General features: G+C 70.4%; 19 protein-coding genes. 8 read left to right on the top strand and 11 right to left on the bottom strand.

Translation table 11 applies throughout. The annotated features are described in order from the left end of the window. The first annotated feature begins 21 nt into the window (after positions 1–21). Positions 22–1497, top strand: a complete 1476-nt coding sequence (locus ACQUSM_RS02415; RefSeq protein ID WP_435115345.1) for a Na+/H+ antiporter NhaC family protein — start codon at positions 22–24, stop codon at positions 1495–1497. Between the two features lie 288 nt (positions 1498–1785). On the opposite strand, the gene ACQUSM_RS02420 is transcribed toward ACQUSM_RS02415, so the two are convergent. Together ACQUSM_RS02420 and ACQUSM_RS02425 are read right to left on the bottom strand one after the other, a co-directional pair. Next, on the bottom strand, positions 1786–2847 hold the full coding sequence (locus ACQUSM_RS02420; RefSeq protein ID WP_435115348.1) for a mandelate racemase/muconate lactonizing enzyme family protein: 1062 nt from the start codon (positions 2845–2847) through the stop codon (positions 1786–1788). Then, positions 2844–3737 (bottom strand): 1,4-dihydroxy-2-naphthoate polyprenyltransferase, encoded by an 894-nt coding sequence (locus tag ACQUSM_RS02425; RefSeq protein ID WP_435118266.1) that lies wholly within the window; start codon positions 3735–3737, stop codon positions 2844–2846. The genes ACQUSM_RS02420 and ACQUSM_RS02425 overlap by 4 nt, the downstream gene beginning before the upstream one ends. Before the next feature lie 127 nt (positions 3738–3864). Here ACQUSM_RS02425 and ACQUSM_RS02430 point away from each other — a divergent pair, with 127 nt between their 5' ends. Further along, positions 3865–4377, top strand: coding sequence for an NUDIX hydrolase (locus tag ACQUSM_RS02430; RefSeq protein ID WP_435115350.1), 513 nt, complete (start codon positions 3865–3867; stop codon positions 4375–4377). Between the two features lie 12 nt (positions 4378–4389). Here the strand turns inward: ACQUSM_RS02430 and ACQUSM_RS02435 are convergent, their stop codons facing one another. Next, positions 4390–5307: a 1,4-dihydroxy-2-naphthoyl-CoA synthase gene (locus ACQUSM_RS02435; protein WP_435115352.1), complete on the bottom strand. Its 918-nt coding sequence runs from the start codon at positions 5305–5307 to the stop codon at positions 4390–4392. A gap of 59 nt (positions 5308–5366) precedes the next feature. Continuing rightward, positions 5367–7178, bottom strand: a complete 1812-nt coding sequence (menD, locus tag ACQUSM_RS02440; protein WP_435115354.1) for a 2-succinyl-5-enolpyruvyl-6-hydroxy-3-cyclohexene-1-carboxylic-acid synthase — start codon at positions 7176–7178, stop codon at positions 5367–5369. 164 nt (positions 7179–7342) lie between these two features. Between menD and ACQUSM_RS02445 the strand changes: the two genes are divergently transcribed. The 3 genes from ACQUSM_RS02445 to surE all read left to right on the top strand — a co-directional run bounded on the left by ACQUSM_RS02445 (position 7343) and on the right by surE (position 10193). Beyond that, positions 7343–8536, top strand: a complete 1194-nt coding sequence (locus ACQUSM_RS02445) for an NAD(P)/FAD-dependent oxidoreductase (protein WP_435115356.1) — start codon at positions 7343–7345, stop codon at positions 8534–8536. Between the two features lie 650 nt (positions 8537–9186). After that, positions 9187–9312, top strand: coding sequence for a hypothetical protein (locus tag ACQUSM_RS02450; protein ID WP_435115358.1), 126 nt, complete (start codon positions 9187–9189; stop codon positions 9310–9312). A gap of 44 nt (positions 9313–9356) precedes the next feature. Then, positions 9357–10193 (top strand): 5'/3'-nucleotidase SurE, encoded by an 837-nt coding sequence (gene surE, locus ACQUSM_RS02455; protein ID WP_435115360.1) that lies wholly within the window; start codon positions 9357–9359, stop codon positions 10191–10193. A 15-nt stretch (positions 10194–10208) separates the two neighbouring features. On the opposite strand, the gene ACQUSM_RS02460 is transcribed toward surE, so the two are convergent. The 3 genes from ACQUSM_RS02460 to ACQUSM_RS02470 form a co-directional block, all read right to left on the bottom strand. Further along, positions 10209–11456 (bottom strand): PQQ-binding-like beta-propeller repeat protein, encoded by a 1248-nt coding sequence (locus ACQUSM_RS02460; RefSeq protein WP_435115362.1) that lies wholly within the window; start codon positions 11454–11456, stop codon positions 10209–10211. Positions 11457–11659: 203 nt separating this feature from the next. Next, on the bottom strand, positions 11660–12526 hold the full coding sequence (locus tag ACQUSM_RS02465) for a phosphatase PAP2 family protein (RefSeq protein ID WP_435115365.1): 867 nt from the start codon (positions 12524–12526) through the stop codon (positions 11660–11662). Further along, positions 12523–14289: an ABC transporter substrate-binding protein gene (locus tag ACQUSM_RS02470; protein ID WP_435115367.1), complete on the bottom strand. Its 1767-nt coding sequence runs from the start codon at positions 14287–14289 to the stop codon at positions 12523–12525. The genes ACQUSM_RS02465 and ACQUSM_RS02470 overlap by 4 nt, the downstream gene beginning before the upstream one ends. Positions 14290–14405: 116 nt before the next feature. Here ACQUSM_RS02470 and ACQUSM_RS02475 point away from each other — a divergent pair, with 116 nt between their 5' ends. Genes ACQUSM_RS02475 through ACQUSM_RS02485 form a run of 3 tightly spaced genes read left to right on the top strand, consistent with a single transcriptional unit; the run spans position 14406 to position 19570 of the window. After that, positions 14406–15794 (top strand): arylsulfotransferase family protein, encoded by a 1389-nt coding sequence (locus tag ACQUSM_RS02475; RefSeq protein WP_435115369.1) that lies wholly within the window; start codon positions 14406–14408, stop codon positions 15792–15794. Then, positions 15791–17332 carry a glycosyltransferase family 39 protein gene (locus ACQUSM_RS02480; protein ID WP_435115371.1) on the top strand — a complete coding sequence of 514 codons (1542 nt, stop codon included), beginning with the start codon at positions 15791–15793 and terminating at the stop codon, positions 17330–17332. The genes ACQUSM_RS02475 and ACQUSM_RS02480 overlap by 4 nt, the downstream gene beginning before the upstream one ends. A gap of 45 nt (positions 17333–17377) precedes the next feature. Beyond that, complete coding sequence (locus ACQUSM_RS02485) at positions 17378–19570, top strand: thioredoxin domain-containing protein (protein WP_435115373.1); 2193 nt, start codon at positions 17378–17380, stop codon at positions 19568–19570. A gap of 50 nt (positions 19571–19620) precedes the next feature. Here the strand turns inward: ACQUSM_RS02485 and ACQUSM_RS02490 are convergent, their stop codons facing one another. The 4 genes from ACQUSM_RS02490 to ACQUSM_RS02505 all read right to left on the bottom strand — a co-directional run bounded on the left by ACQUSM_RS02490 (position 19621) and on the right by ACQUSM_RS02505 (position 21547). Then, entirely contained in the window at positions 19621–19791 is a 171-nt protein-coding gene (locus ACQUSM_RS02490) for a hypothetical protein (protein WP_435115376.1), read from the bottom strand. Positions 19792–19910: 119 nt separating this feature from the next. Next, a complete protein-coding gene (locus ACQUSM_RS02495; RefSeq protein ID WP_435115378.1) occupies positions 19911–20045 on the bottom strand; it encodes a hypothetical protein in 135 nt (44 codons plus the stop codon). 472 nt (positions 20046–20517) lie between these two features. After that, entirely contained in the window at positions 20518–20913 is a 396-nt protein-coding gene (locus tag ACQUSM_RS02500; protein WP_435115381.1) for a thioredoxin family protein, read from the bottom strand. A 70-nt stretch (positions 20914–20983) separates the two neighbouring features. Continuing rightward, complete coding sequence (locus ACQUSM_RS02505; RefSeq protein ID WP_435115383.1) at positions 20984–21547, bottom strand: transporter; 564 nt, start codon at positions 21545–21547, stop codon at positions 20984–20986. Positions 21548–21639: the final 92 nt, after the last annotated feature.

Genomic DNA, 21639 nt, shown 5'->3' on the forward strand with positions numbered 1-21639 from the left:
GTAATTGTCTCGGCTACGAAAATGAGCTCTACGAATGGTTCGACGACGGACAGCTCGCTCGACGTGTCACCGACGCTGGAACAGGCGCTCGTGCCGACGCTGGGGATCATCGTCTTCCTCGGTATCGGCTCCGGCCTGCTGGGGATGGCGCCCCACGCGCCGCTGCTCTGGAGCGTCGTGCTCGCGGCGCTGGTCGGCCGCTACTGGATCGGCGTGGGGTACGGCGATCTCGCCGACGGGGTCGAGCACGGGCTCCGGATGGGGCTGCTGGCGATTCTGATCCTCTTCACCATCTACGCGCTGATCGCGACGTGGATCTCCGCCGGGACGATCCCCGGACTGATGTACTACGGGCTGGGGATCCTCACGCCGGAGACGTTCCTGCCCGCGACGGCGCTGCTGGCGGCGATCGTCGCCTTCTCGATCGGCTCCTCGTGGACGACCGCGGGGACGCTGGGCGTCGCGTTCACCGGCATCGGTTCGGGGCTCGGTATTCCGATCCCGATGACGGCTGGGGCGGTGCTCTCCGGCGCCTACGCCGGCGATAAGCAGTCGCCGCTCTCGGACACCACGAACCTCGCGGCCGCGGTGACCGACACGAAGCTGTACGACCACATCCTCTCGATGCGGCTCGGCACCGCGATCGCGTTCGGGCTCTCGGTGCTGCTGTACGCCGGATTGGGGCTTCAGGCCGGCGGCGCTATTCCGACGGGGCGGGTCGCCGAGATCCGCGGCGCGCTCGCGGGGACGTACGACCTCGGCCTGCTCGTCTTCGTCCCGCTGCTCGTCACGTTCGCGCTGGCGATCCGCGGCGTTCCGGCGCTCGCCTCCCTCGTCGCCGGCGTGTTCGCCGGCGCCGGGACGACGGTGCTCGTGCAGGGCACCGGTTTCACCGCCGCGTGGGACGTGTTCCTCAACGGGACCGCACCGGAGACGGGCGTCACGCTGGTGAACGACCTGCTCGTCAGTGGCGGGCTCGCGGGCTCGGCGTGGACGATCTCGGTGGTCGTGCTCGCGCTCGCACTCGGGGGACTGCTCGACCACCTGGGCGTGCTCTCGACGCTCGCATCACAGCTTGCGAGCCTCGTCACGGGGCAGCGCAGCCTCGTCATCGGGACGGGCATCTCGGCGTTCGCCGTCAACGCGTTCTCCGCCCAGCAGTACATGAGCATCGTCGTCCCCGGAATGACGCTGCGGGAGCTGTTCGACGAGCACGACCTCGACACGTCGGTGCTCTCGCGGGCGGTCGAGTCCGCCGGGACGCCGACCGGCGCGCTGCTGCCGTGGCACGCCGGCGGCGTGTTCATGGCCAGCGTGTTCAACCTGCAGGGCGGGACATCGCTGTTCATCCTCACCGAGTACGCGCAGTACTACTTCTTCGCGTTCCTCTCGCCGCTCGTGCTGGTGGTCCTGACGCTGGCGGGCGTCGGCCTCGACGCGGCGCCGCCGCGCGGTGGCGTCGACGCGGAGGGCGAGCCAGCCGTCGCGGACGACTGATTCGCTCGGCACGCTGTCAGCCGAGCGGGACGACTGATCGTCACGGCGATGGGCTGCCGTGACGGACGACTGATCACCGCGGCGACGGTCTGCCGCGGTGGACGACTGATCTCGCCGGCGCTGGTCGGCCGGCGAGGACGACTGACCACCCTCCCCGAGACTTATCCCGGATAGGTCGACCACCCCCTGCGTGCGCTGAGAACTGTCGCAGGGCGACCGAGGCGGGAGCGCGACACACCGCCCTGCGAGCGATCGTGTCGCCTGTTCGCTATCTCCGGAAGCAGCTGTTCAGTCCCACACGAGGTCGTCGAACGCCGTTCCGACGTTCCCCGGGCCGTCGGGAACGGCGATTTCTCCCTCGACGACCGGCACCGGATCCGCCCCCAAATCCGACGCGAGCATCCCCCCAGTCGCGAGCCCGCACGCGCGGTCGCCCGGAACCGCGGACGCGACGTGAACTGCGCCGGCCCGAGCGACTGCCCCGTCGATCGTCGTGGTCACGACCGGGTCGACGCCAGCCGCCGACAGCCGCCCGGCTGCGGTGACCGCGGCGTCCGGCCCGCCCAGTGCCATCGGCTTCAGCACCGCCACGTCGGCCGCGCCGGCGTCGAGTACCGCCTCGATCCCGACTGCCCGGATCGACTCGTCGACCGCGATGTCGACACCGCGACCGCGGAGCGCCGCCAGTCCCGAAAGTTCAGCTGCGGGCAGGGGTTGTTCGACGTACTCGACACCCATCGAGGTGAACGCGTCGACGGCCTCCGTAGCGGTCTCGCGGTCCCACGCGCCGTTCGCATCGACTCGGATCGTCGCGTCGACGGCCTCACGGACCGCCGTCACGCGATCGAGATCGCTGTCGATCGAACGAGCGCCGGCTTTGAGCTTGAGACAGTCGAACCCGGCGTCGACGGCCGTGCGAGCGGCGGTGACGGTCTCGTCGACGCCTCCATCGCCGACCGTGGCGTTGACCGGCACCGATTCGCTTGGCACCGGTAACCCGTCGCGGCCGGCGAGCAGTGCCGCGAGCGGCTCCCCGCGTGATCGCGCTTCCGCGTCCAGCACTGCGAGCCGGTAGCCGTGGCGGGCAGCCGGCGCCGACGGTCGGTCCGTCGTGAGGTCGGCCTCGCCGCTTCGCCACCGTTCCGGCGGATCGGCGAGTGCGGTCTCACAGGCTTCGTACGCTTCGGTCCAGCCGGGTAGCGGCGTCGCCTCGCCGACGCCACGAACCGTCCCCGCGTCGGTGGAACGTTCCACGCCGACGAGGAGCCCGCGACGCTCGTCGATCGTCCCGTCGGCGGTCGACAGCGGCTCGGCGAGGTCGAGCGTGAACGGGCGCAGGCTCGGGCTCATCCGAGGATCAGACCGGCAGTGAACAGTGCCGCGTACAGCGCGAGTAGCTGCCCGGTTCGCTCCAGCGCGGGGTTGAGTGCCTCACCGTCGGTCCGCGTCAGCACCGTGCGGGCCACGATCGCTGCCAGCGGCAGCGAGAACAAGGGGAGCAGAATCGACGGACTGAACCCCTCGACGAACAGGAACACCGGAACCGCGTAGGCGAGCACGAGCATCGCGACGTACTCGGCGCGACAGACGCCGTAGCCGAAGCGGACGGCGAGCGTCCGTTTCCCGGTTCGACTGTCCTCCTCCTTGTCCCGGACGTTGTTCACCACGAGGACGTTCGTCGTGAGCCCCGCCATGGGGAGGCTCGCGAGCAGGGCCAGCGACGGCACCGTTCCCGCGGGGAGTGTCGTCGGCACGCCGGCGACGGCCGCGGCGGCCTGCACGTAGACGGTCCCGGTGACGGCGACGAGCCCGAAGAAGACGAACACGAACAGGTCACCTAATCCGTGGTAGCCCAGCGGATACGGCCCGCCGGTGTAGGCGATCCCGGAGGCGACCGAGAGCAGGCCGATCACGAGGATGGGGACGCCGCCGACCCAGACGAGGTACGTGCCCACGAGGATCGCGGCGGTGAACGTGAGCCACATCGCCCGCTTGACGGCGGCGGGTTCGATCAATCCGCCCGCTGTCACGCGGGTAAACCCCTCGCGGTCCTCGGTGTCGGCGCCCTGTATCGCGTCGTAGTAGTCGTTCGCGAAGTTGGTGCCGATCTGGATCAGGATCGCGCCCAGCAGCGCCGCCGCGGCCGGGACCGGCGCGAACAGCCCCTCGTGGACGGCGACGCCGACGCCGACGACCACCGGCGAGATCGCCGCCGGCATCGTCTGGGGGCGGGCGGCCATCACCCACGCTTTCGCCCGCGACGGCTCCGCGTTCGAACTCATTGCTCGTGGTTCGCGGGCGCGCCCCAAAGCGACTGCGGTTGCCGGAAGTCGGAACCGTTTCCGGCGTGGGGTCGGAGAGCGAACCGTGGACCGAACGGACCCGCGAACGACCTACGACGACCTCTACGAGGCGAAGCAGCGCCACGAGGTCGAGCCCGAGCGGTTCGACGAGCTCGTCGACGGGGAGCCGTTCACCACCGGCTGGGTCACCGTCGCGTCCGTGCTCGACGGCGAGGGCCGAATCCTGCTGATCTACGACGAGGACGACGGGTCGTGGATGCTCCCGGGCGGGACACTCCAGCACGGCGAGTCGCTGACCGAGAGCGTCGTTCGCGAGGTGGGCGAGGAGGCGGGCGTCGACATCGTCCCCGAACGGCCACACAGCGCCATCGAGTCGGTCTGCACCGACGGCGAGCGCTCGGCGGCGTTCACCGTCGTCGGCTTCGAGGCGACGCCGGTGAGTACGACCGTCGGCAGCGATCTCGGTGTCGAGGACGAGTCGATCACCGACGCCGCGTGGTTCTCGGAGCTCCCGGAGGCGCTGTTCGCCCGCGATCACGCCGAAGCGCTGTTCGAGCGGACACGAAGCCGGGTCTGACCCTTCCGCGGATCAGTAGTGCCACGGGTAGTCCGAGAAGTCCGGCTCTCGGCCTTCGAGGAACGCGTCCCGGCCCTCCTTCGCCTCGTCGGTCATGTACCCCAGCCGCGTCGCTTCGCCCGCGAACACCTGCTGCCCCACCATCCCGTCGTCGGCCATGTTGAACGCGTACTTCAGCATCCGCATCGCCGTCGGGCTCTTGCTCGTCATCGTCTCGGCCCACTCGATCGCCGTCTCCTCCAGTTCGTCGTGCGGGACCGCCTCGTTGGCCATTCCCATGTCGACCGCTTCCTCGGCGGAGTAGGTCTTCCCGAGGAAGAACACCTCGCGGGCCTTCTTCTGGCCGATCTGGCGGGCGAGGTACGCCGAGCCGAACCCGCCGTCGAAGGAGGCAACGTCGGGGTCGGTCTGGAGGAACTTCGCGTGCTCCTCGCTCGCGAGCGTGAGGTCACAGACGACGTGCAGCGAGTGGCCGCCGCCGACGGCCCAGCCGGGGACGACGGCGACGACGGGCTTGGGCATGAACCGAATCAGCCGCTGGACTTCGAGGATGTGAAGCCGGCCCGCCTTGGCCTGTTTGATGGACTCGGATTCGTCCTCGGCGGCCTCGTCGTCGCCGCGGTACTCGTATCCCGAGCCGCCGCGGACCGACTGGTCGCCGCCCGAACAGAACGCCCAGCCGCCGTCCTTCTCGGAGGGGCCGTTGCCCGTCAGGAGCACGGCGCCGATGTCGGCCTGCTTGCGCGCGTGATCGAGCGCCGCGTGGAGTTCGTCGACGGTGCCGGGCCGGAACGCGTTCCGCACCTCGGGGCGGTCGAACGCGATCCGCACCGCCGGGAAATCGACGCCGCGGTGGTAGGTGATGTCGTCGAACTCGTCGGCGCCGTCGACCTGCTCCCAACGGTCGGGGTCGAACAGCTCTGAGACCATGTCGGAACCGCGACGCCGGCGCGCAAAAAGCCCGCGGTCGGCCCGGCCGTGGGGCGCCCTCAGTTCGCCGGATCGCCGCCGAGTGCGTCGACCACCTGCGCCCGGAGTTCGTCGCGGACCGCGTGGGAGTCGGCGGCGTCGGTGACGACCTCGACGACGGTGCTCCCCCCGCTCTCGACCGCCTCGCTGTAGGCGTCGACGAACCCCGCCCGGGAGTCGACCCGCTCGTAGTCCAGCCCGTACAGCTCCCCGGTCGGCTCGAAGTCGATCCCGTGGGGCGTCTTGAACTGCTCGGTGAACGGCGGCTCGAACGACTCGATCGGGAGCATGTGGAAGATCCCGCCGCCGTCGTTGTTGAGCAGGACGATCGTCGCGTCCACGTCACACCGCGCGACCGCGAGCAGCCCGTTCATGTCGTGGTAGTACGCGAGGTCGCCGATCACGAGCGTCAAGTGGTCCGTCGTCGCCGACCCAGCGCCGAGTGCGGTCGAGGTGATTCCGTCGATCCCCGAGACGCCGCGGTTGCCCAGCGCCGTCACCGCGTCCGCGCTCGGCGGCGCGAAGCGATCGAGATCCCGCACGGGCATCGAGTTCGAGACGAACAGCGTCGTGGGTTCGGGGGCCGCCTCCACCGCGTCGGCGACGATCCCACCTTCGAACAGCCCCTCGTGGGCGTCGACCATCTCCCAGTGGGTTTGCTCGGCCTCGGCCCACCGTTCCCGCCAGTCCGCGGAGTCGGGCCCGGCGACGACCCGAGCCAGCGCCTCGGCCAGCCGCGAGGGGTCCGCGACGACCAGATCGGTCGCAGTGAACTCCGCCTCGCGCCACTTCCCCGCCGGGTCGACGACGAACTGCTCGGCGTCGGTCCGGGCGAGGTACTTCCGCAGCGGCTTCGAGGTCGGCGAGGCACCGATCCGCAGGACAGCCTCGGGGTCGGGCCAGTCAGCCGTGACCGATTCGTCGAGGTACGCGTCGTAGCCGCCGAGCACCGGTGCGACGCGGGTGTGGCCGCCGAAGCGCAGGCCGGAGAGGGGGTCGGCGAGGATCGGGAACCCCGTCGCGTGCGAGAGCGCGACGACGGCCTCGGGGTCGATCTCGGTGGGATCGGCGGGCCCGGCGACGATCAGCCCGCGTTCGACCCCCAGCTTCTCGGCCACCGAACGGATTTCGGTGTCGGGGAGTTCGGGCGTTCCCTGCGCGCGCTCGACGAACGCGGGCGCCGACGATCCGGCACCGACGCCGGTCGGGGCGGTAGCGTCGCTTCCCTCCCGCTTCCGCCCCTCGGCGGCGAGCGCTTCGAGATCCTCGGGCACGTCGCCGGGCACCTCGGTCGGTTCGAGCGGCTTGCGGAACGGGCAGTTGAGGTGAACCGGGCCGGCGTCGGTCCCCCCGGCTTCGGCCAGCGCACGGGCGACGGTCGTCCGCAGCGAGCGGAGCTTCCGAGCTTCGGCCTCGGGCTCGGGCAGGTCCTTGTACCACCGGACGGCGTCGCCGTACAGCTTCTCCTGATCGGCGGTCTGGTTCGCGCCGGAGTCCCGGAGTTCGGGCGGTCGGTCGGCCGTGAGCGCGAGCAGCGGGACGCGGGACTGGTCGGCCTCCAGCACGGCGGGGTGGTAGTTCGCGGCGGCCGTGCCGGAGGTACAGACCAACGGCGTCACCTCGCCGGTGCGGCGGGCCCGCCCGAGCGCGAAGTACGCCGCGGCGCGCTCGTCGAGGTGGGAGAACGTCCGGATCGCCTCGTGTTCGTCGAACGCGACCGTCAGCGGCGTCGATCGTGACCCCGGCGAGATGCAGGCCGCGGTGACGCCGCCCCGGGCGAGCTCGTCGACGATCGCCCGGGCCCAGAGCGTGTTGCGGTTCGGCGCAGTCATTGTCGGACCGTCGCGGCCGGGGCTGTTGGTTCCTGCGTTCCCGGGTCGACGGCGGCGACCGTCGTGGCGTCCATACGGCCACGCCGCCGGCGTCACCGCCGGGAAACCCGCGATCCCGGGGCGGTTCCGTAGCGACTTTACCGGAGCCCGTGTCACCTCCGGCCATGACCGACCGCATCGTCGTCGTCGGGGCCGGCTACGCAGGCGCCGGAACCGTCGACTCGCTCAAGGAGGAACTGCCCGCCGCCGGGCTGGAAGACGACGTCGAGCTCGTCTGGATCAACGAACACGACTACCACCTCGTACTGCACGAGGCCCACCGCGTGATCCGGAACCCGGACGTGGCCTCGAAGATCACGATCCCCTGTGAGTCGATCCTGCCCGACTGGGGGGAGTTCGTCCAGGACCGCGTCGTCGACCTCGACACCGACGACCGAACGCTCGAGCTCGAGGACGGCGACCCGGTCGACTACGACTACCTCCTGCTCGGCGTCGGCAGCGCCACCGCCTTCTTCGGCATCGACGGGCTGCGCGAGCACGCGCTCACCCTCAAGAGCCTCGCTGACGCCCGCGAGATCCACGAGGACGTGAAGGCGGCCGCCGCGGACGCCTCCGTCGCCGACCCGGCGCAAGTGATCGTCGGCGGCGCCGGCCTGTCGGGCATTCAGGCCGCCGGCGAGATCGCGGCGTACCGCGACGAGCACGACGCCCCGATCGACGTCCACCTCGTCGAGGGGCTGGAGGAGGTGTTCCCCGGCAACCCCGACGACGTCCAGCAGGCGATCCGGAGCCGGCTGGAGGCGGCCGACGTGAACATCGAGTGCGGCGAGTTCATCTCCAGCGTCGACGACGACACGGTGTACGTCGGCGGCGGCGAGGACGAAGAGCCCGAAGAGATGCCGTACGACGTGCTCGTCTGGACCGGCGGCATCACCGGGCGCGAGGAGCTGGAGAACACCGATCTCGACAAGGACGAGCGCTCCCGGCGCGTGTTCGCCGACCGCGACTTCCAGACCAGCGACGACCGCGTGTTCGCGATCGGCGACACGGCACTGATCGATCAGGGCGAGGACGACGTCGCGCCGCCCACCGCGGTTGCGGCGTGGACCGCCGCCGAGGTCGCGGGCGAGAACCTCGTCAACGCCGTCCAGGGCCGGCCGCTCTCGCAGTGGACGTACGAGGACAAGGGGACGCTGATCTCCGTCGGCGACGAGGCGGTCGCCCACGACATCGACGCGCTCCCGTTCGACACGTTCGGCGGCGTCGGCGCGAAGTTCCTGAAGAAGGCGGCCGCGGTGCGGTGGATCGCGTCGGTCTCCTCGGTCGGCCGAGGGGTGAGCGCCTGGGGCGACATGTGAGCGGGTAGGCGGAAGAACCGCTGTTTTTGGCTGATGGGACAGTAGATCGACGCTCGGCTGGGTATCGACGGAGCGTTCGAACGACCGGCACTTCTTGCATTTTCCAGAATTTGTGGGCGGTTTGGGTGTTGTAGCTGTGGGGTTAGTTGACTGCACGGGGTTTTGTGACCGCGACAGCGACAGCAGCTCTATCGCTGACCACTTGCGACCGCACCGCACAGCCCTCGAACCTCCCCAACCGACTCCTTCCCTCACTACGTTCGGTCAGTCGTCCCTCGCGCTCGGCTCGCACACGGAGGTGCTCGCGCTTCGCGCCGACTGCCACAGCGGTGCGGTGGACGCCTCGCGAGCGCCAATTACGGCGCTCGCGGGGGGAGGGGTGGGGACTCCGTGCTGTGCCGTCAACGAGAGCCGCAGGCTCTCGTTTGCCAATCAGAAATCTCCGATTTCTGATGATGGGCCTCGTGCCCGGCACACTGCGGTCGCAAGTAGCCCGCGATCACGATGCTGTTGCTGCCGCGGTCGTTGCCGCTGTCCGACGTGACAACACCGAGCGCCAAACCTCCTCAACGGCGAAACGATCGAACCACACAATTGGCCACTACCCTGCCACAACCCATATCCCCGGCCAGCCGCACGTTCCTCTCCCGATGAGAGCATCCACACTCGTCCTCGCGTTCGGCGCGATCCTGTTCGCGTTCCCGGTTCCCGGCACGTTCGTCGCCGGCGCACTCGTACTGGTCGCCGGCGGGACCGCCCGCTGGCTCGGCTCGTAACGCCATACCGCAACCGTTTCTACCCGCAGCCGTCGATCCCCCGTATGAGCGACCCCGAGATCCTCCTCACCAACGACGACGGGATCGACGCCTCCGGCCTCGCCTCGCTGCGCGAGGAGCTCACCGCGGTGGGCGACGTGACCGTCGTCGCGCCCCACGAGAACCAGAGCGGCGTCGGCCGCACGCGATCCAGCAGCGCCGTCCGCCACGACCACCCGTGGGGGTACTCCCTCGAAGGCACGCCGGCGGACTGCGTCGCCTACGCGCTCAACGGCCTCGACACCGAGTTCGACGCCGTGGTCTCCGGCGTCAACGACGGCCCGAACGCGGGCAACTACGTCGTCGGGCGCTCCGGCACGGTCGGCGCGGGGATCGAAGCAGCCTTCCTCGGCGTCCCCGCGCTCGCGGTGTCGGCGTACCACGCGGTCGACTTCTTCCCCCACCCACCGGAGGAGTACGACTTCGCCCGGCCCGCGCGGGTGGCCGCGGACCTGCTCGACCGCGCGCTCGCGACCGACACGTACGACGACGTGGACCTGCTGAACGTCAACGCGCCCGTCGACTCGCCGGACCCGGACGCGCGGATCACCCGCCCCACGCACGACTACGACCTCGACGTGGCCCACGACGAAGGACACGAAGACCGCGATCTCGGCGACGGCGAGACCGCAGTTCAGCTCTCGGACTCGGTCTGGCCCGACACCGAGGGGTTCGAGAACCCGTTCCCGCTCGAGGACCGCCACGAGGAGCGCTACCCTCACGGGAGCGACCGCCGCGCGATGGTCGAGGGCGAGGTGTCGGTGTCGCCGCTGTCGGTCGATCACGGCCACGCCGAGAGCGAGTCGCTCGTCGGCGTCGTCGAGAGTCTCGACGCGGAGTGAACTCGGGCTGTCGGGTCAGCCGAGCCACTCACTGTCGCCCGCATCCACGTCGCCGAGCGCCGCCAGCGCGCCGACGCTGCTGGTCGCGAAGAACACGGCGCCGCCGGCGAGGATCGGCGGGATCGTCACCGAGTGGAACCCGTCCATCACGTAGTTCCACCGCACCTCCCCCGTCTCCCGGTCGAAGGCCGTGATCGTATCGCGGAGGTCGGTGGAGACGTACTCGGAGCCGTCGACCATCGCGACCACCGTCTCGTTCCCGACAGAGATCCCTTGGGCGTACACGTCGTCGTCGTGTAGCACCCGCACCGTTTCGTTCTCGAGGTCGACCGCGAGAAGCGCCTCGCTGTTCGCCACGAACGCTGTCCCGTGGTCCACGGCCAGCGTCGTCGTCTCCGTCCCGTCGATCTCGGCCAAGCCGATCTCACTGGTCCGCTCCCCCGTTTCGGGGTCGTGGATGCCGAGGCTGTTCCCGTCCACGACGAAAACGCCACGCTCGGTCGCGACCGGATCGGCGTCCATCGCCGGCTCGTCGAGCGCCTCCGTCCAGCGGGTCGCTCCGTCGTCGACGCCGAACGCCGCGAGGCTGTCCGTGCCGTCGACGACCCCCACCGCGTAGACGGTGCCGTCGTGGATCGCCGGCGTCACTCGCTGCCCTGACACGCCGGCCGTCTCCCAGTGGGGGTCGCCGCTCTCCGCTCGGAGGGCTTCGAACCCCGCTCGGTGCGGGACGACGACGATCCCCGACCGGTCGTCGACGGCGAGCAGCTCCGGGAAGTAGCTCCGCTCACCGCCGGACTCGGACTCCCCGAGAGCCTGTCGCCAGACGACGTCGCCGTTCTCTCGGTCGAGCGCGACGACCTCCTCGCCGGACGCCACGAGGAACCGGTCGCCGACGAGCGCCCGGCCGTGGTCGCTCTCCCCGCCGAGAGTCGTCCGCCACTGTTCGCTTCCGTCCCGTGCGTCGAGGGCGATCGCGCTTCCCTCGTTGCTGGCGTCGAAGTTCGTGGTGTAGACAGTCCCGTCGGCGATCACCGGGTCCCACCGCGTGAACGCTGCCGACTCCCACGCCAGATTCCCGCGGGAGGGGGCGGCGACGGCCGACGCGAACGTGTTTCCGCTGTCGGCGCCGTGTTGGCTCCACGAGCCGTCGGGGGTCTGCGGCAGCGGCGTGTCCGGCCTGCCCGACGGCAGGATCGACAGACAGCCCGACAGCGCTGCTGTCCCGACGCACCCGGCCGTCAAAACTGTGCGCCGATTCATGACGAGCGATTCGGGAACCGACGTATCGTGCGTTCTGGAGGGCACATCCGCGAGCTGCTACGCCCGTCGGGGTTTTATGCATTCGTGTTCGATACGTACTCTTCGGTCACTCGATCGGTTCCGGTCGCGTCACACGGGCATTCGGCCCGGCGTTCGACGACCGGCGGTTCGTTCGTATCCGGCCCGTGGGCGACGCCGCCGGACTACCGCCTGAACTGCTCGACAACGCCGCCCGCAGTGCCGTGTAACCGCTCGCCCGAGTCGGTCTCGCTCTCCCCGTGTCTGCGCTCGGCGAACCGGACGCCGACGACGACGCTGAACGCCGCGAGCAGGACGCCGGCGAGCACGTCGGTCAGCCAGTGGATGCCCAGATACATCGTCGCGATCGCGACCGAGCCGCCGCCGACCGCCGCGATCGGAAGCCACCCCGGCGCCGTCGAACGGTAGCGAGCGGCCAGCAGCGCGACCGTCGCCGACAGCGAGGTGTGCAGCGACGGGAACACGTTGGTGTTCTCGTTGACCTGGCTCGTGAGCGCCTGCACCTCCGGCCAGTTGGTGAACAGCAGCGACTCTACCGCGCCGGGCATGAAGTTCCGCGGGCCGTACGCGACGAACAGCACGTAACAGACGAGCCCGATCCCGTAGTTCAGCGCGTACGCCACCAGCGTCGCCGACAGCGGGCGCGTGTCGTCGTGGAGCGCGTAGAGCACGAGCGGGAACGTCAGGAGGAACACGTAGCCGAACACGTAGACGAAGCTGAAGTACGCCGTCAGCGGCGGCGTCGCGAACGACTGGAGGTCGGCGACGAACGCCCCCTCGATCGCGTGGATCGTGCCCGTGACGTTCAGGCCGATCAGCCACGAGAGGTGGACCCCCACGTCCCTGACGGTGCCGTTAGCCAGCAGCAGCGCGCCGAGGACGGCCGCCGTCGGGCCGACCGCGCGGACGTTCTCTCGGAGCGACCCGCGACGGATTCCGGTGCCGGAGAGCCAGCGGAGCGTGCCGAGGCTCACCAGATGCAGCACGAGAACGACGACGACGACGTGAGAGAGAACGGTCAGCAGGCTCATGCCGTCCCCCCGACGAGCGTGTCGTCGTCGTACTGGTAGCCCGCCTCGCGGAACGACTCGCGGGCCGTCTCGACGTTCAGTTCGCCGTCCTGTCCGAAGAAGGGGACGACCGGGTTCCCGTCGTCCCACGCCAGATCGTCGGGGTACCACGCCGTCCCCTGAAGCGGACCGACCGCGGGCCGGGCGTAGCCGTCGAGCACGTCGTCGCCGAGGAACGCCTCGTCGATCAGCTGCGCAAGCGTGTGCCGGAACCGGGGGTTGGTGAGGTGTGCGCGACGGGTGTTGTAGCCGAGCACGTACGGCCGGTCCGACCGCCGGACGAGCAGTTCGGCCGCGTCGGCGCGGCCGATCCGCGGCACCGTCGAGGCGCCGACGGCGGTGCCGGTCACGTCCGCCTCGCCGTCGGTCACCGCCTCGACGGCGGCCACGTCCGAGCCGACGACCCGAACCGACAGCGCGTCGAGCGCGGAGTCGGCGATCCAATCCGGTAGCTCGACCCCCTCGCGTGCCGAGAAGTGGTCGTCGACGCGCTCGAGCAGCAGACGCTCACGCGGCGCGTTCCGGACGAACTCGAACGGGCCGCTCCCGACCGGGGGGATGTTGTTCGTGACCAGCGCCTCGGTCACCGTCCCGACCGGGATGCCGCCGATCGCGGCGGGGTCGGTCCGGTCGCGCCAGACGTGTTCGGGGAGGATCGGCACCGTCAGCGCCCGCCGGGCGACGTCCTCGTGGGCGTCGCCGAACGACATCGCGACCCGGCGGTCGTCGACGACGGACACGTCGTCCACGAGCGTGCGCCGGCCGCGGAACTCCGGGGACGGCACCGCGGCCGACTCGTCGTCCCCCAGCGTCGTGTCCGCGAGCAGGTCGTAGGTGAACACCACGTCCTCGGCGGTCAGCGACTCCCCGTCGTGCCAGCTGACGTCCTCCCTGAGCGTCACCTGCGCGGTCGGCCCCCCGTCGGCCGCGAACTCGATCGACGACGCGAGCCACGGCGTGTACTCGCCGTCGGCCGGGCGTGCGATCGGGTCGTACAGCAGCCCGGTCAACACGCCGCTGCGCCGGAACTCGACGGAGAGGGGGTTCAGATTGGTGGTCGCCCGGCGGTCGGTGCCGACGATCCGGAGCCGGCCGTCACTGTTGCCCAGCCGCAGGTAGTCGAGCGGGTCGGTCAGGTCGGCTGCCCGCCAGTTCATGTCGCCGTCGGTTCGTGCCGCCCGGACGTCGTCGGGCACCGTCAGCATCGTGAACGGCTGGGACCGGGCGATCCGCCGCTGGAGGCGGGCGAGCGCCTCCCGCCGCTCCTCGCCGTCGGTCCGGCGCTGGCGCTCGATCGCCGCGTCGGCGTCGAGGTCGGTGTAGCTGAACGGGTTCTGCCACCCCGGCGCGTCGGCGAACCGCGAGTGCAGCAGGGTGGTGAGCGCGTCGGGGTCCCGGAACTTCTCGGGCAGCCGTATCACGAACAGGTCGAACTCGGACCGGAGCAGACACTGGCGCACGAGCTCCTGCTCGGCCATCGGGAGCACGTCGACGCCGATGCCCGCCTCGCGGAACCACGCGGCGACCTGTCGTGCGAGCCCGAGGGCGTAGGGGTCGGCGTCGGCCGGCAGCGTCTTGATCCGGAGCTCGACGGGCTGTGCGGACTGCCAGCCCGTGAGGTTCCGTGCCCGCCGGAGACAGCCACTGCCGAGGACGGCGGCGCCGCTGCCCAACGCCGCGAGGACCGACCGTCGGTCCGTCGGCAGCCGTGGCTGGTTCCGCATCTTCCTTCAGGTGGAACTCGGACGGATATATGGATTATGCTACTCGCTCCCGGGACGGCCGGCGGTGCCGGCGGTTTCAGACAGACTTTAGCGCCCGCCCCATCTCCCTCCCGGCGATGCCGTTCGCCAAGCGGCCAGCCCGCCTCCTGCTCGCCGCGCTGATCGTCGTCTCCGCGACGACCGTCGTCGCCGGCTACGCCGAGAGCGAACGCACGAACGACCGCGTGACCGGCGATCCCGCGGTCGAGCAGGCGTTCCGCTCGGGCAGCGACGCGGCCGTCGTCGGCGAGCGCGACAACGTCACCGTCGTCGCAACGGACTCCAACGCGTTCGTCAGCGACGAGAGCGACGCCCCGCGGGCACAGGCAGAACTCGCGGCGTTCGCCCCGGACGGGAGCGTCTACTACTACCAGAACGACCACACGCGCTACTGGGACGTTGACCCCGTCGCGGGTACCAGCCACACGGTCGAGTTCGTCTACGCCGACCACCTCGACGCCGAGGAATGCGACGGCTCGGTCTGCACCCGGAACGGGGTCGAGCGCGTCAACCTCACCACGGGCGAGCGAACCGACGTGTTCAGCCGGATCACCGCCGGCAAACACTCCACGCGCTGGCACGACGCCGACCGCATCGACGACGACCGACTCCTGATCGCCGACATCGCCGAGGACCGCGCGTTTATCGTCAACACCACGACGGGGCTGATCGAGTGGTCGTGGGAGGCACGGGCCGACTACCCCGTCTCCAGCGGCGGCCCCTTCCCCGAGGATTGGACGCACATCAACGACGTGGAGCACGTCGAGATCGACGGGCAGGAAGCGGTGATGGTCAGCCTCCGCAATCAGGACCAGGTGGCCTTTGTCGGCATGGACGGCGAACTGCTGGAGAACTGGACGCTCGGCACCGACGGCGACCACGCGACGCTGTACGAGCAGCACAACCCCGACTTCATCCCCGCGGAGCGGGGCGGCCCGGCGCTGCTCGTCGGCGACTCCGAGAACGGCCGGATCGTCGAGTACCAGCGCGAAAACGGCGAGTGGGTCGAGTCGTGGACGTGGGCCGACCAGCGGATGCAGTGGCCCCGTGACGCCGACCGACTGCCGAACGGCCACACGCTGATCACCGACTCCAACGGCGACCGCGTGGTCGAGGTCGACCGGGAGGGCGAGATCGTCTGGTCGGCCGACGTGGGGTTCCCCTACGAGGCCGAGCGGTTGGGCACAAGCGACGAGAGCGCGGGCGGTGAGAGCGCGGCGTCGCTGGGGCTGCCGAGCCGCGAGCCCGCCCCCGAGAACGCGTCGCTGTTCGACCGCGTTCAGAACGCGCTGCCGCCGGCGATCGGGAACGGGATCTCGTACGCCTTCCCGCGCTGGGTCGGGCTGCTGGAAGGGAGCGCGATCGTCGTCCTGCTCGGGAGCCTGCTGCGCTGGGCGACGCTGGAGTACCGCTGGCTCGACCGAACAGTCTCGGTCCGATCGCCGATCGAGATCCGTCGGAAATGACCCCGGACAGCGACCGAACTCCGATCACGCGCGAGGACGCCCCGTGGCTCGGCGCCGGGCTCGCGGCGGGGCTGCTCGCAGTCGCCGTCTACCTCGCGACGAACCCCTACCCCGCGTACGGCGCCGGGCTCTACCTCCGGATCGCGGAGACGATCGCCGCCAACGGCTACGCGTCGCCGGCCGAGATCACGGGGTACACCGCCGACGGCGTCCCCTTCGCCTACCCCCCGCTACAGTTCTACGTGCTCGCGGTGCTGCTCGATCTCGGTGCGGATCCCATCGGTCTGGCGCGCGTGCTCCCCTCGGTCGGCGTGCTGGCCGGGATCGTGCCCGTCTACCTGCTCGCGCGGGACTACGCGGGCTCCCGGCCTGCGGGCGCGCTCGCGGGCGTCGCCGTCGCGCTCAACCCCCAACTGCTCCAGTGGCACGTCTCCGCGGGCGGCGTGGTGCGGGCGTTCGCGTTCTGCTACGCGCTGACCGCGATCTACGCCGGCCACCGGGCGCTCGATCACGACTCGCAGCGGGCGGTCGCGGTCGGCGCGCTGGCGGTCGGCGCGACGGTGCTCACTCACCCGACGTACTCGCTGTTCGTCGTCGTCACCTACGTCCTGCTGTGGGGCGTCCGGGACCGTTCCGTCGCCGGATTCACGCGGAGCGCGGCGGTCGGCCTCGGCGCTGCGCTCCTCGCGTCGCCGTGGCTGCTCTGGGTGACGAGCACCCACGGGATCGGCGTGCTCACGGGCGCTGCGGGCACTCACGGCGGCGTCGGCGGCGGCGTGTCGACGCTGGTGGGCGCGCTGAGTTCGTTCACCGCGCTGCCGCTGCTCGGCGCCGCGTACCTCCTGTGGGCCCGCCGGGAGTGGTTCCTCGCGGCGTGGACGCTCGCGGCGGAGCTACTGTTCGCCCAGCCGCGGTTCGTCTTCGCCGTCGGGAGCGTCGTCGCGGCGGTCGCGGCCGTCGACGTGGCCCGGCGACTCCCCGCGCTGAACGGTCGCGTCTCGCTGCCCGGAACGGGCGCAGCCGGCCGTCGCGAGGTCGCGGCGGCGGCGTGTCTCCTGCTCGCGAGCGTCGCCGGCGGGACGTACCTCGCTCACGAGATGACGCTCGCGAGCGACCCCTCGACCCCGGAGTTCCTCGACGACGAGGACGTGGCGGCGATGGACTGGGCCGAGCGCGAGACGGCGCCGGATGCGACGTTCGTCGTGCTCGGCGACGCCGCGGAGTGGTTCCCGGCGCTCGCGGACCGAACGATCCTCGTCGGCCCGTGGGGGGTGGAGTGGCGCGGCCCGGACGCGTACGCGACGCAGTTAGCGTCGTTCGAGGCGGTCTCGCGGTGTGACTCCGCGGCCTGCGTCGAGGGGGAGCTGGCTGCTGTCGGCGCCGATCCCGAGTACGTCTCCCTCCCGAAGGGCGCGTACACGGTTCGGGGGAATCCCGAGGTGACGTTCGGGACGCTCGAACGCTCGTTCGCGGCGTCGCCGGACTGGCAGCGCGCCTACGAGAACGACGGCGTGGTCGTGTTCCGCGCGGCCGAGTAGCCGCGACCACCGGCTACTTCCCCGTCCGGGCGCTCTCCCCGGACAATGAGTGACGCTTCGAGCGACCGGAACCGACTCGCCGGGGCGGCCAGCCCCTACCTGCAGCAGCACGCCGACAACCCCGTGAACTGGCAGCCGTGGGACGACGACGCGCTCGCGGAGGCCCGCGAGCGCGACGTGCCGATCTTCCTCTCGGTGGGCTACTCGGCCTGCCACTGGTGTCACGTCATGGCCGAGGAGTCCTTCGAGGACCCCGAGGTGGCCGAAGTCCTGAACGAGAACTTCGTCCCGATCAAGGTCGACCGCGAGGAGCGGCCGGATCTCGACCGCGTCTACCAGACCGTCTGCCAGCTCGTCACCGGCGGCGGCGGGTGGCCGCTGTCGGCGTTTCTGACTCCCGAGGGGAAGCCGTTCTACGTGGGGACGTACTTCCCGCCCGAGCCACAGCCGGGGCGCAACGTCCCCGGGTTCGAGCAGCTCTGCGGACAGATCGCCGACTCGTGGTCCGACCCCGAGCAGCGCGAGGAGATGGAGAACCGCGCCGAGCAGTGGACCTCGGCGGCGCGGGACCGCATGGCGCCGGCGGACTCGCCGGACGGGGCCACCGACCCCCCGAGCAGCGAGATCCTCGACGACGCCGCGGCGGCGGCGATCCGCGGCGCCGACCGTCAGCACGGCGGATTCGGGCGGGGGAGTCCGAAGTTCCCCCAGCCGGGACGGGTCGAACTCCTGCTCCGCGTCGCGGCGCTGTCGGACGACCCCGAACCGCTGACGGTCGCGGAGAACGCGCTGAACGCGATGGGCAGCGGCGGGCTGTACGACCACCTCGGCGGCGGCTTCCACCGCTACTGCGTCGACGAGGACTGGACCGTCCCGCACTTCGAGAAGATGGCGTACGACAACGCCACCATCCCCGCAGCGTTCCTCGCGGGCTACCGCGCGACGGGGCGGGAGCGGTACGCCGAGATCGTCCGGGAGACGCTCGAGTTCGCCGAACGGGAGCTCTCCCACCCCGAGGGCGGCTTCTTCAGTACGCTCGACGCCCGCAGCGAGACGCCCGACTCACGGCTCGACGAGGGCGAGGCGCCGGAGCGCGAGGAGGGGGCGTTCTACGTCTGGACGCCCACCGAGGTCCGTGAGGTGCTCGACGAGCCGGCGGCGACGCTGTTCTGCCGGCGCTACGGCGTCGTCTCCGGCGGCAACTTCGAGGGCGGCACGAGCGTGCTGAACGAGACGGTGCCCGTCGCGGAGCTTGTCGGCGCCGAGATCGAGGTCGCGGGCGAGACGGTCGAGACGCCCGACGACGAGGACGAGATCCGCGACCTGCTCGACGATGCCCGCGAACGGCTGTTCACCGCTCGGGAGGAACGCCCGCGACCGCTCCGGGACGAGAAGGTGCTCGCGGGCTGGAACGGCCTGCTGATCGAGACGTTCGCCCGTGCGGGGTTCGTGCTGGGCGACGACGCCCGGATCGAGCGCGCGCAGTCGGCGCTGGAGTTCGTCCGCGAACATCTGTGGGACGCCGACGCCAACCGCCTCTCCCGGCGGTTCAAGGACGGGCAGGTGGGGATCGACGCGGCGCTGGAGGACTACGCGTTTCTCGGCCGCGGCGCGTTCGAACTGTATCAGGCCACCGGCGACGTGGCACCGCTCGCGTTCGCGCTCGACCTCGCCGGCGTCGTCGCCGACTCGTTCTACGACGCTGAGGACGGGACGCTCTACCTCTCCCCGAACGACGGGGAGGAGCTCGTCGCGCGGCCCCAGGAGCTGACCGACCAGTCGACGCCCTCCAGCGTCGGCGCCGCCGTCTCGCTGCTGCTCGATCTGGATCACTTCAGCGACGACGATCTCGGCGCGGTCGCGAGGGAGACGCTCGCGACCCACCGCGGTCGGATCGAGGCCAGCCCCGTCGAGCACGGCACGCTCGCGATGGCGGCCGACGCGGCCGAGCGGGGCTCGCTCGAACTCACCGTCGCGGCCGAGGAGCTGCCCGCCGCGTGGCGCGAGACCCTCGCCGACCGCCACCTCCCGGGTGCGGTCGTCGCCCGCCGACCGCCGACGGAGTCGGGGCTGCAGGCGTGGCTCGACGAACTCGGGCTCGACGAGGCGCCACCGATCTGGGCCGGCCGCGAGGCCCGCGACGGCGAGCCGACGGTGTACGCGTGTCGGTCGCGTACCTGCTCGCCGCCGGAGACGGATCTGGAAGCGGCGCTCGACTGGGTCGAAGAGAACCTGTAGGACTGTCCGCGTGACCCTCTCGGGTCACCGACTCCCGCGAGGGGAGCGGGCTATCGCTGCAGGGTCGCCCCCGCGACGGCGCCGACCAGCAGGCCGGCGGTGACCGCGGGAAACGCCGCCGCGAACACCACCGTCAGCGGCAGCGCGGCGAACAGCAGCGTCGTCCCGAAGGTGGGTGGATCGCGATACGTCCGATGGTCCGGATTCCGTGGTGGGTACATCGTCTGTGGAGGGGGATGCGTCAGCGGAACGATACGAGCCACGTCGCCGTACCCGGGGTTCGAGCGTCAGCGCCCGAACGAGTCGGGATCGGGACGGGGCCGTCGGGGAACGATCTGCGTCAGATCGCCCACCGGACGGCGGGAACGACGACGCGCGTGTAGCAGGCACGGAGCCCGTCGTCCACGACCGAACGCTGGTCGCGCGACTGGGTCCCCTGCCCGGGGAGAAGCACGCTCAGTGAGTTTTGGAGCACGTCGTCGTCACCTCAAGCAGTAGTTGGAGAGACGACAGTAAAAAGCTGAGCAGGGAGTGGTAACACACGACACATTCGGGGAGTTCGGGAAGCAGGTGCGTACGTCGAGCGGGCTCTTGCCGCGGAGGTCGGACTGGAGCCGACGGTAAGTGAGATTGCGTATCCATCACGGAGCAACCAATCCCCAGACGAGAAATGGGATACCGATTGCGGCTGCAATATAGCCGAGACGACGATACGTCGTACGAACGTTCTCCCCAACATTCGAGTCTGGTGCTGCCGGCCAGTGTTTGAGACGGTACATCATCGCTGGCCTCCGACAATTTAGATACCCCAGAACGAACCAGAACAGCGCAACGGACAGGACATCAACACGGACCATGTAGCGCTTGTAATATTCTCTGTTAAATTGCTTTGCTGTACTTAGCGAAGCTACTCGAACCGACCACCAATCCGGAACCTCACCCCGAACTCACTCGGAAATTTCCTCGGCGAGGTAGACCGCGATCGGTCGGGCCTCGCTCTCGACGAACCGCGCGATCTCCTCGCCGTCGCGCTCGACGATCACCGTCGGGATCAGGTCGATTCCGTACTCCTCGACGCCGTCGCCGACTTTCTCGCCGTCGACGCGCTCGACCGCGTGGGCGTGGATCCGCTCGTCGGGCACGCCCGCGGCCGAAAGCGCGGCCGCGAACGCGGGCAGCTGCTGGCGGCAGTCGCCGCACCAGTCGCCGCCCCAGATGCGGAACGTGAGCCCCTCTTCGCCGAGCGCCTCGACCGTCTCCTCGTGGGCGTCGGCGCTCCACGTCGGGTCCGGCTGGAGCGTCGCGAGCGTCGATTCGGGTGCGTCAGTCTCTGCGTTGGCCATACACGAGGGTGGGCCCCGGCGAGGATAAGTCATACGTCGGCGGCTGTCAGTCGCCGCCTCCGAGCGCCGATCAGTCGCCGACTGCGCTCCCGAGCACGCCGCCGACGGCGCCGAAGACGAGGGGGTACACCAGCCCGGCGAGCAGCACCGCGGTGACCAGATCCGGCGCCGCCGAGCCCTGGTAGGAGAACAGGAACCGGCCGAGCAGCGCCAGCGGGAAGTAGCCGATCGCGACCGCGGCGCCGGCGACCGCGCCGTCAGCCGGCTCGTGGGCGTCGGCGAGCCGCGCGGTCAGCAGCCCCGCCGCGAGCAGCAGGACGATCGGGACCGCGTACAGCAGCGCGATCGAACCGCCGTCGCTGCCGGCGATGAAGTTCTGTGACTGCGTGCCGCCGAACCCGTCGATCCGGGTGGCGACGAAGTGGGCGTTGTAGAACAGCCAGCCGATCCCCTGCCAGACGGCGATCGGTTCGCCGCCGAACAGCTCGGCGATGAAGTTGTACGCCGACAGCCGCTCCTCGATCGAGCCGCTCTGCCAGACGTAGGTGATCAGGTAGCCGAGCAGGTACGCGCCGAGGCCGGCAGCCGCGCCCGCGCCGAACGGCAGTTTCTCCGTTGCACTGTCGGTGCTCATGGTTGTGCAGTTCGTCCGCGGGTAAAAATCTCTGGTGGCCGTCGATGGTCCGGAGGCCGCTGTCGCTACCCCTTTACTCCCGACCCGGGTAC

The organism is Halolamina sp. C58, from assembly GCF_051195095.1.
Taxonomy (GTDB): Archaea; Halobacteriota; Halobacteria; order Halobacteriales; family Haloferacaceae; genus Halolamina.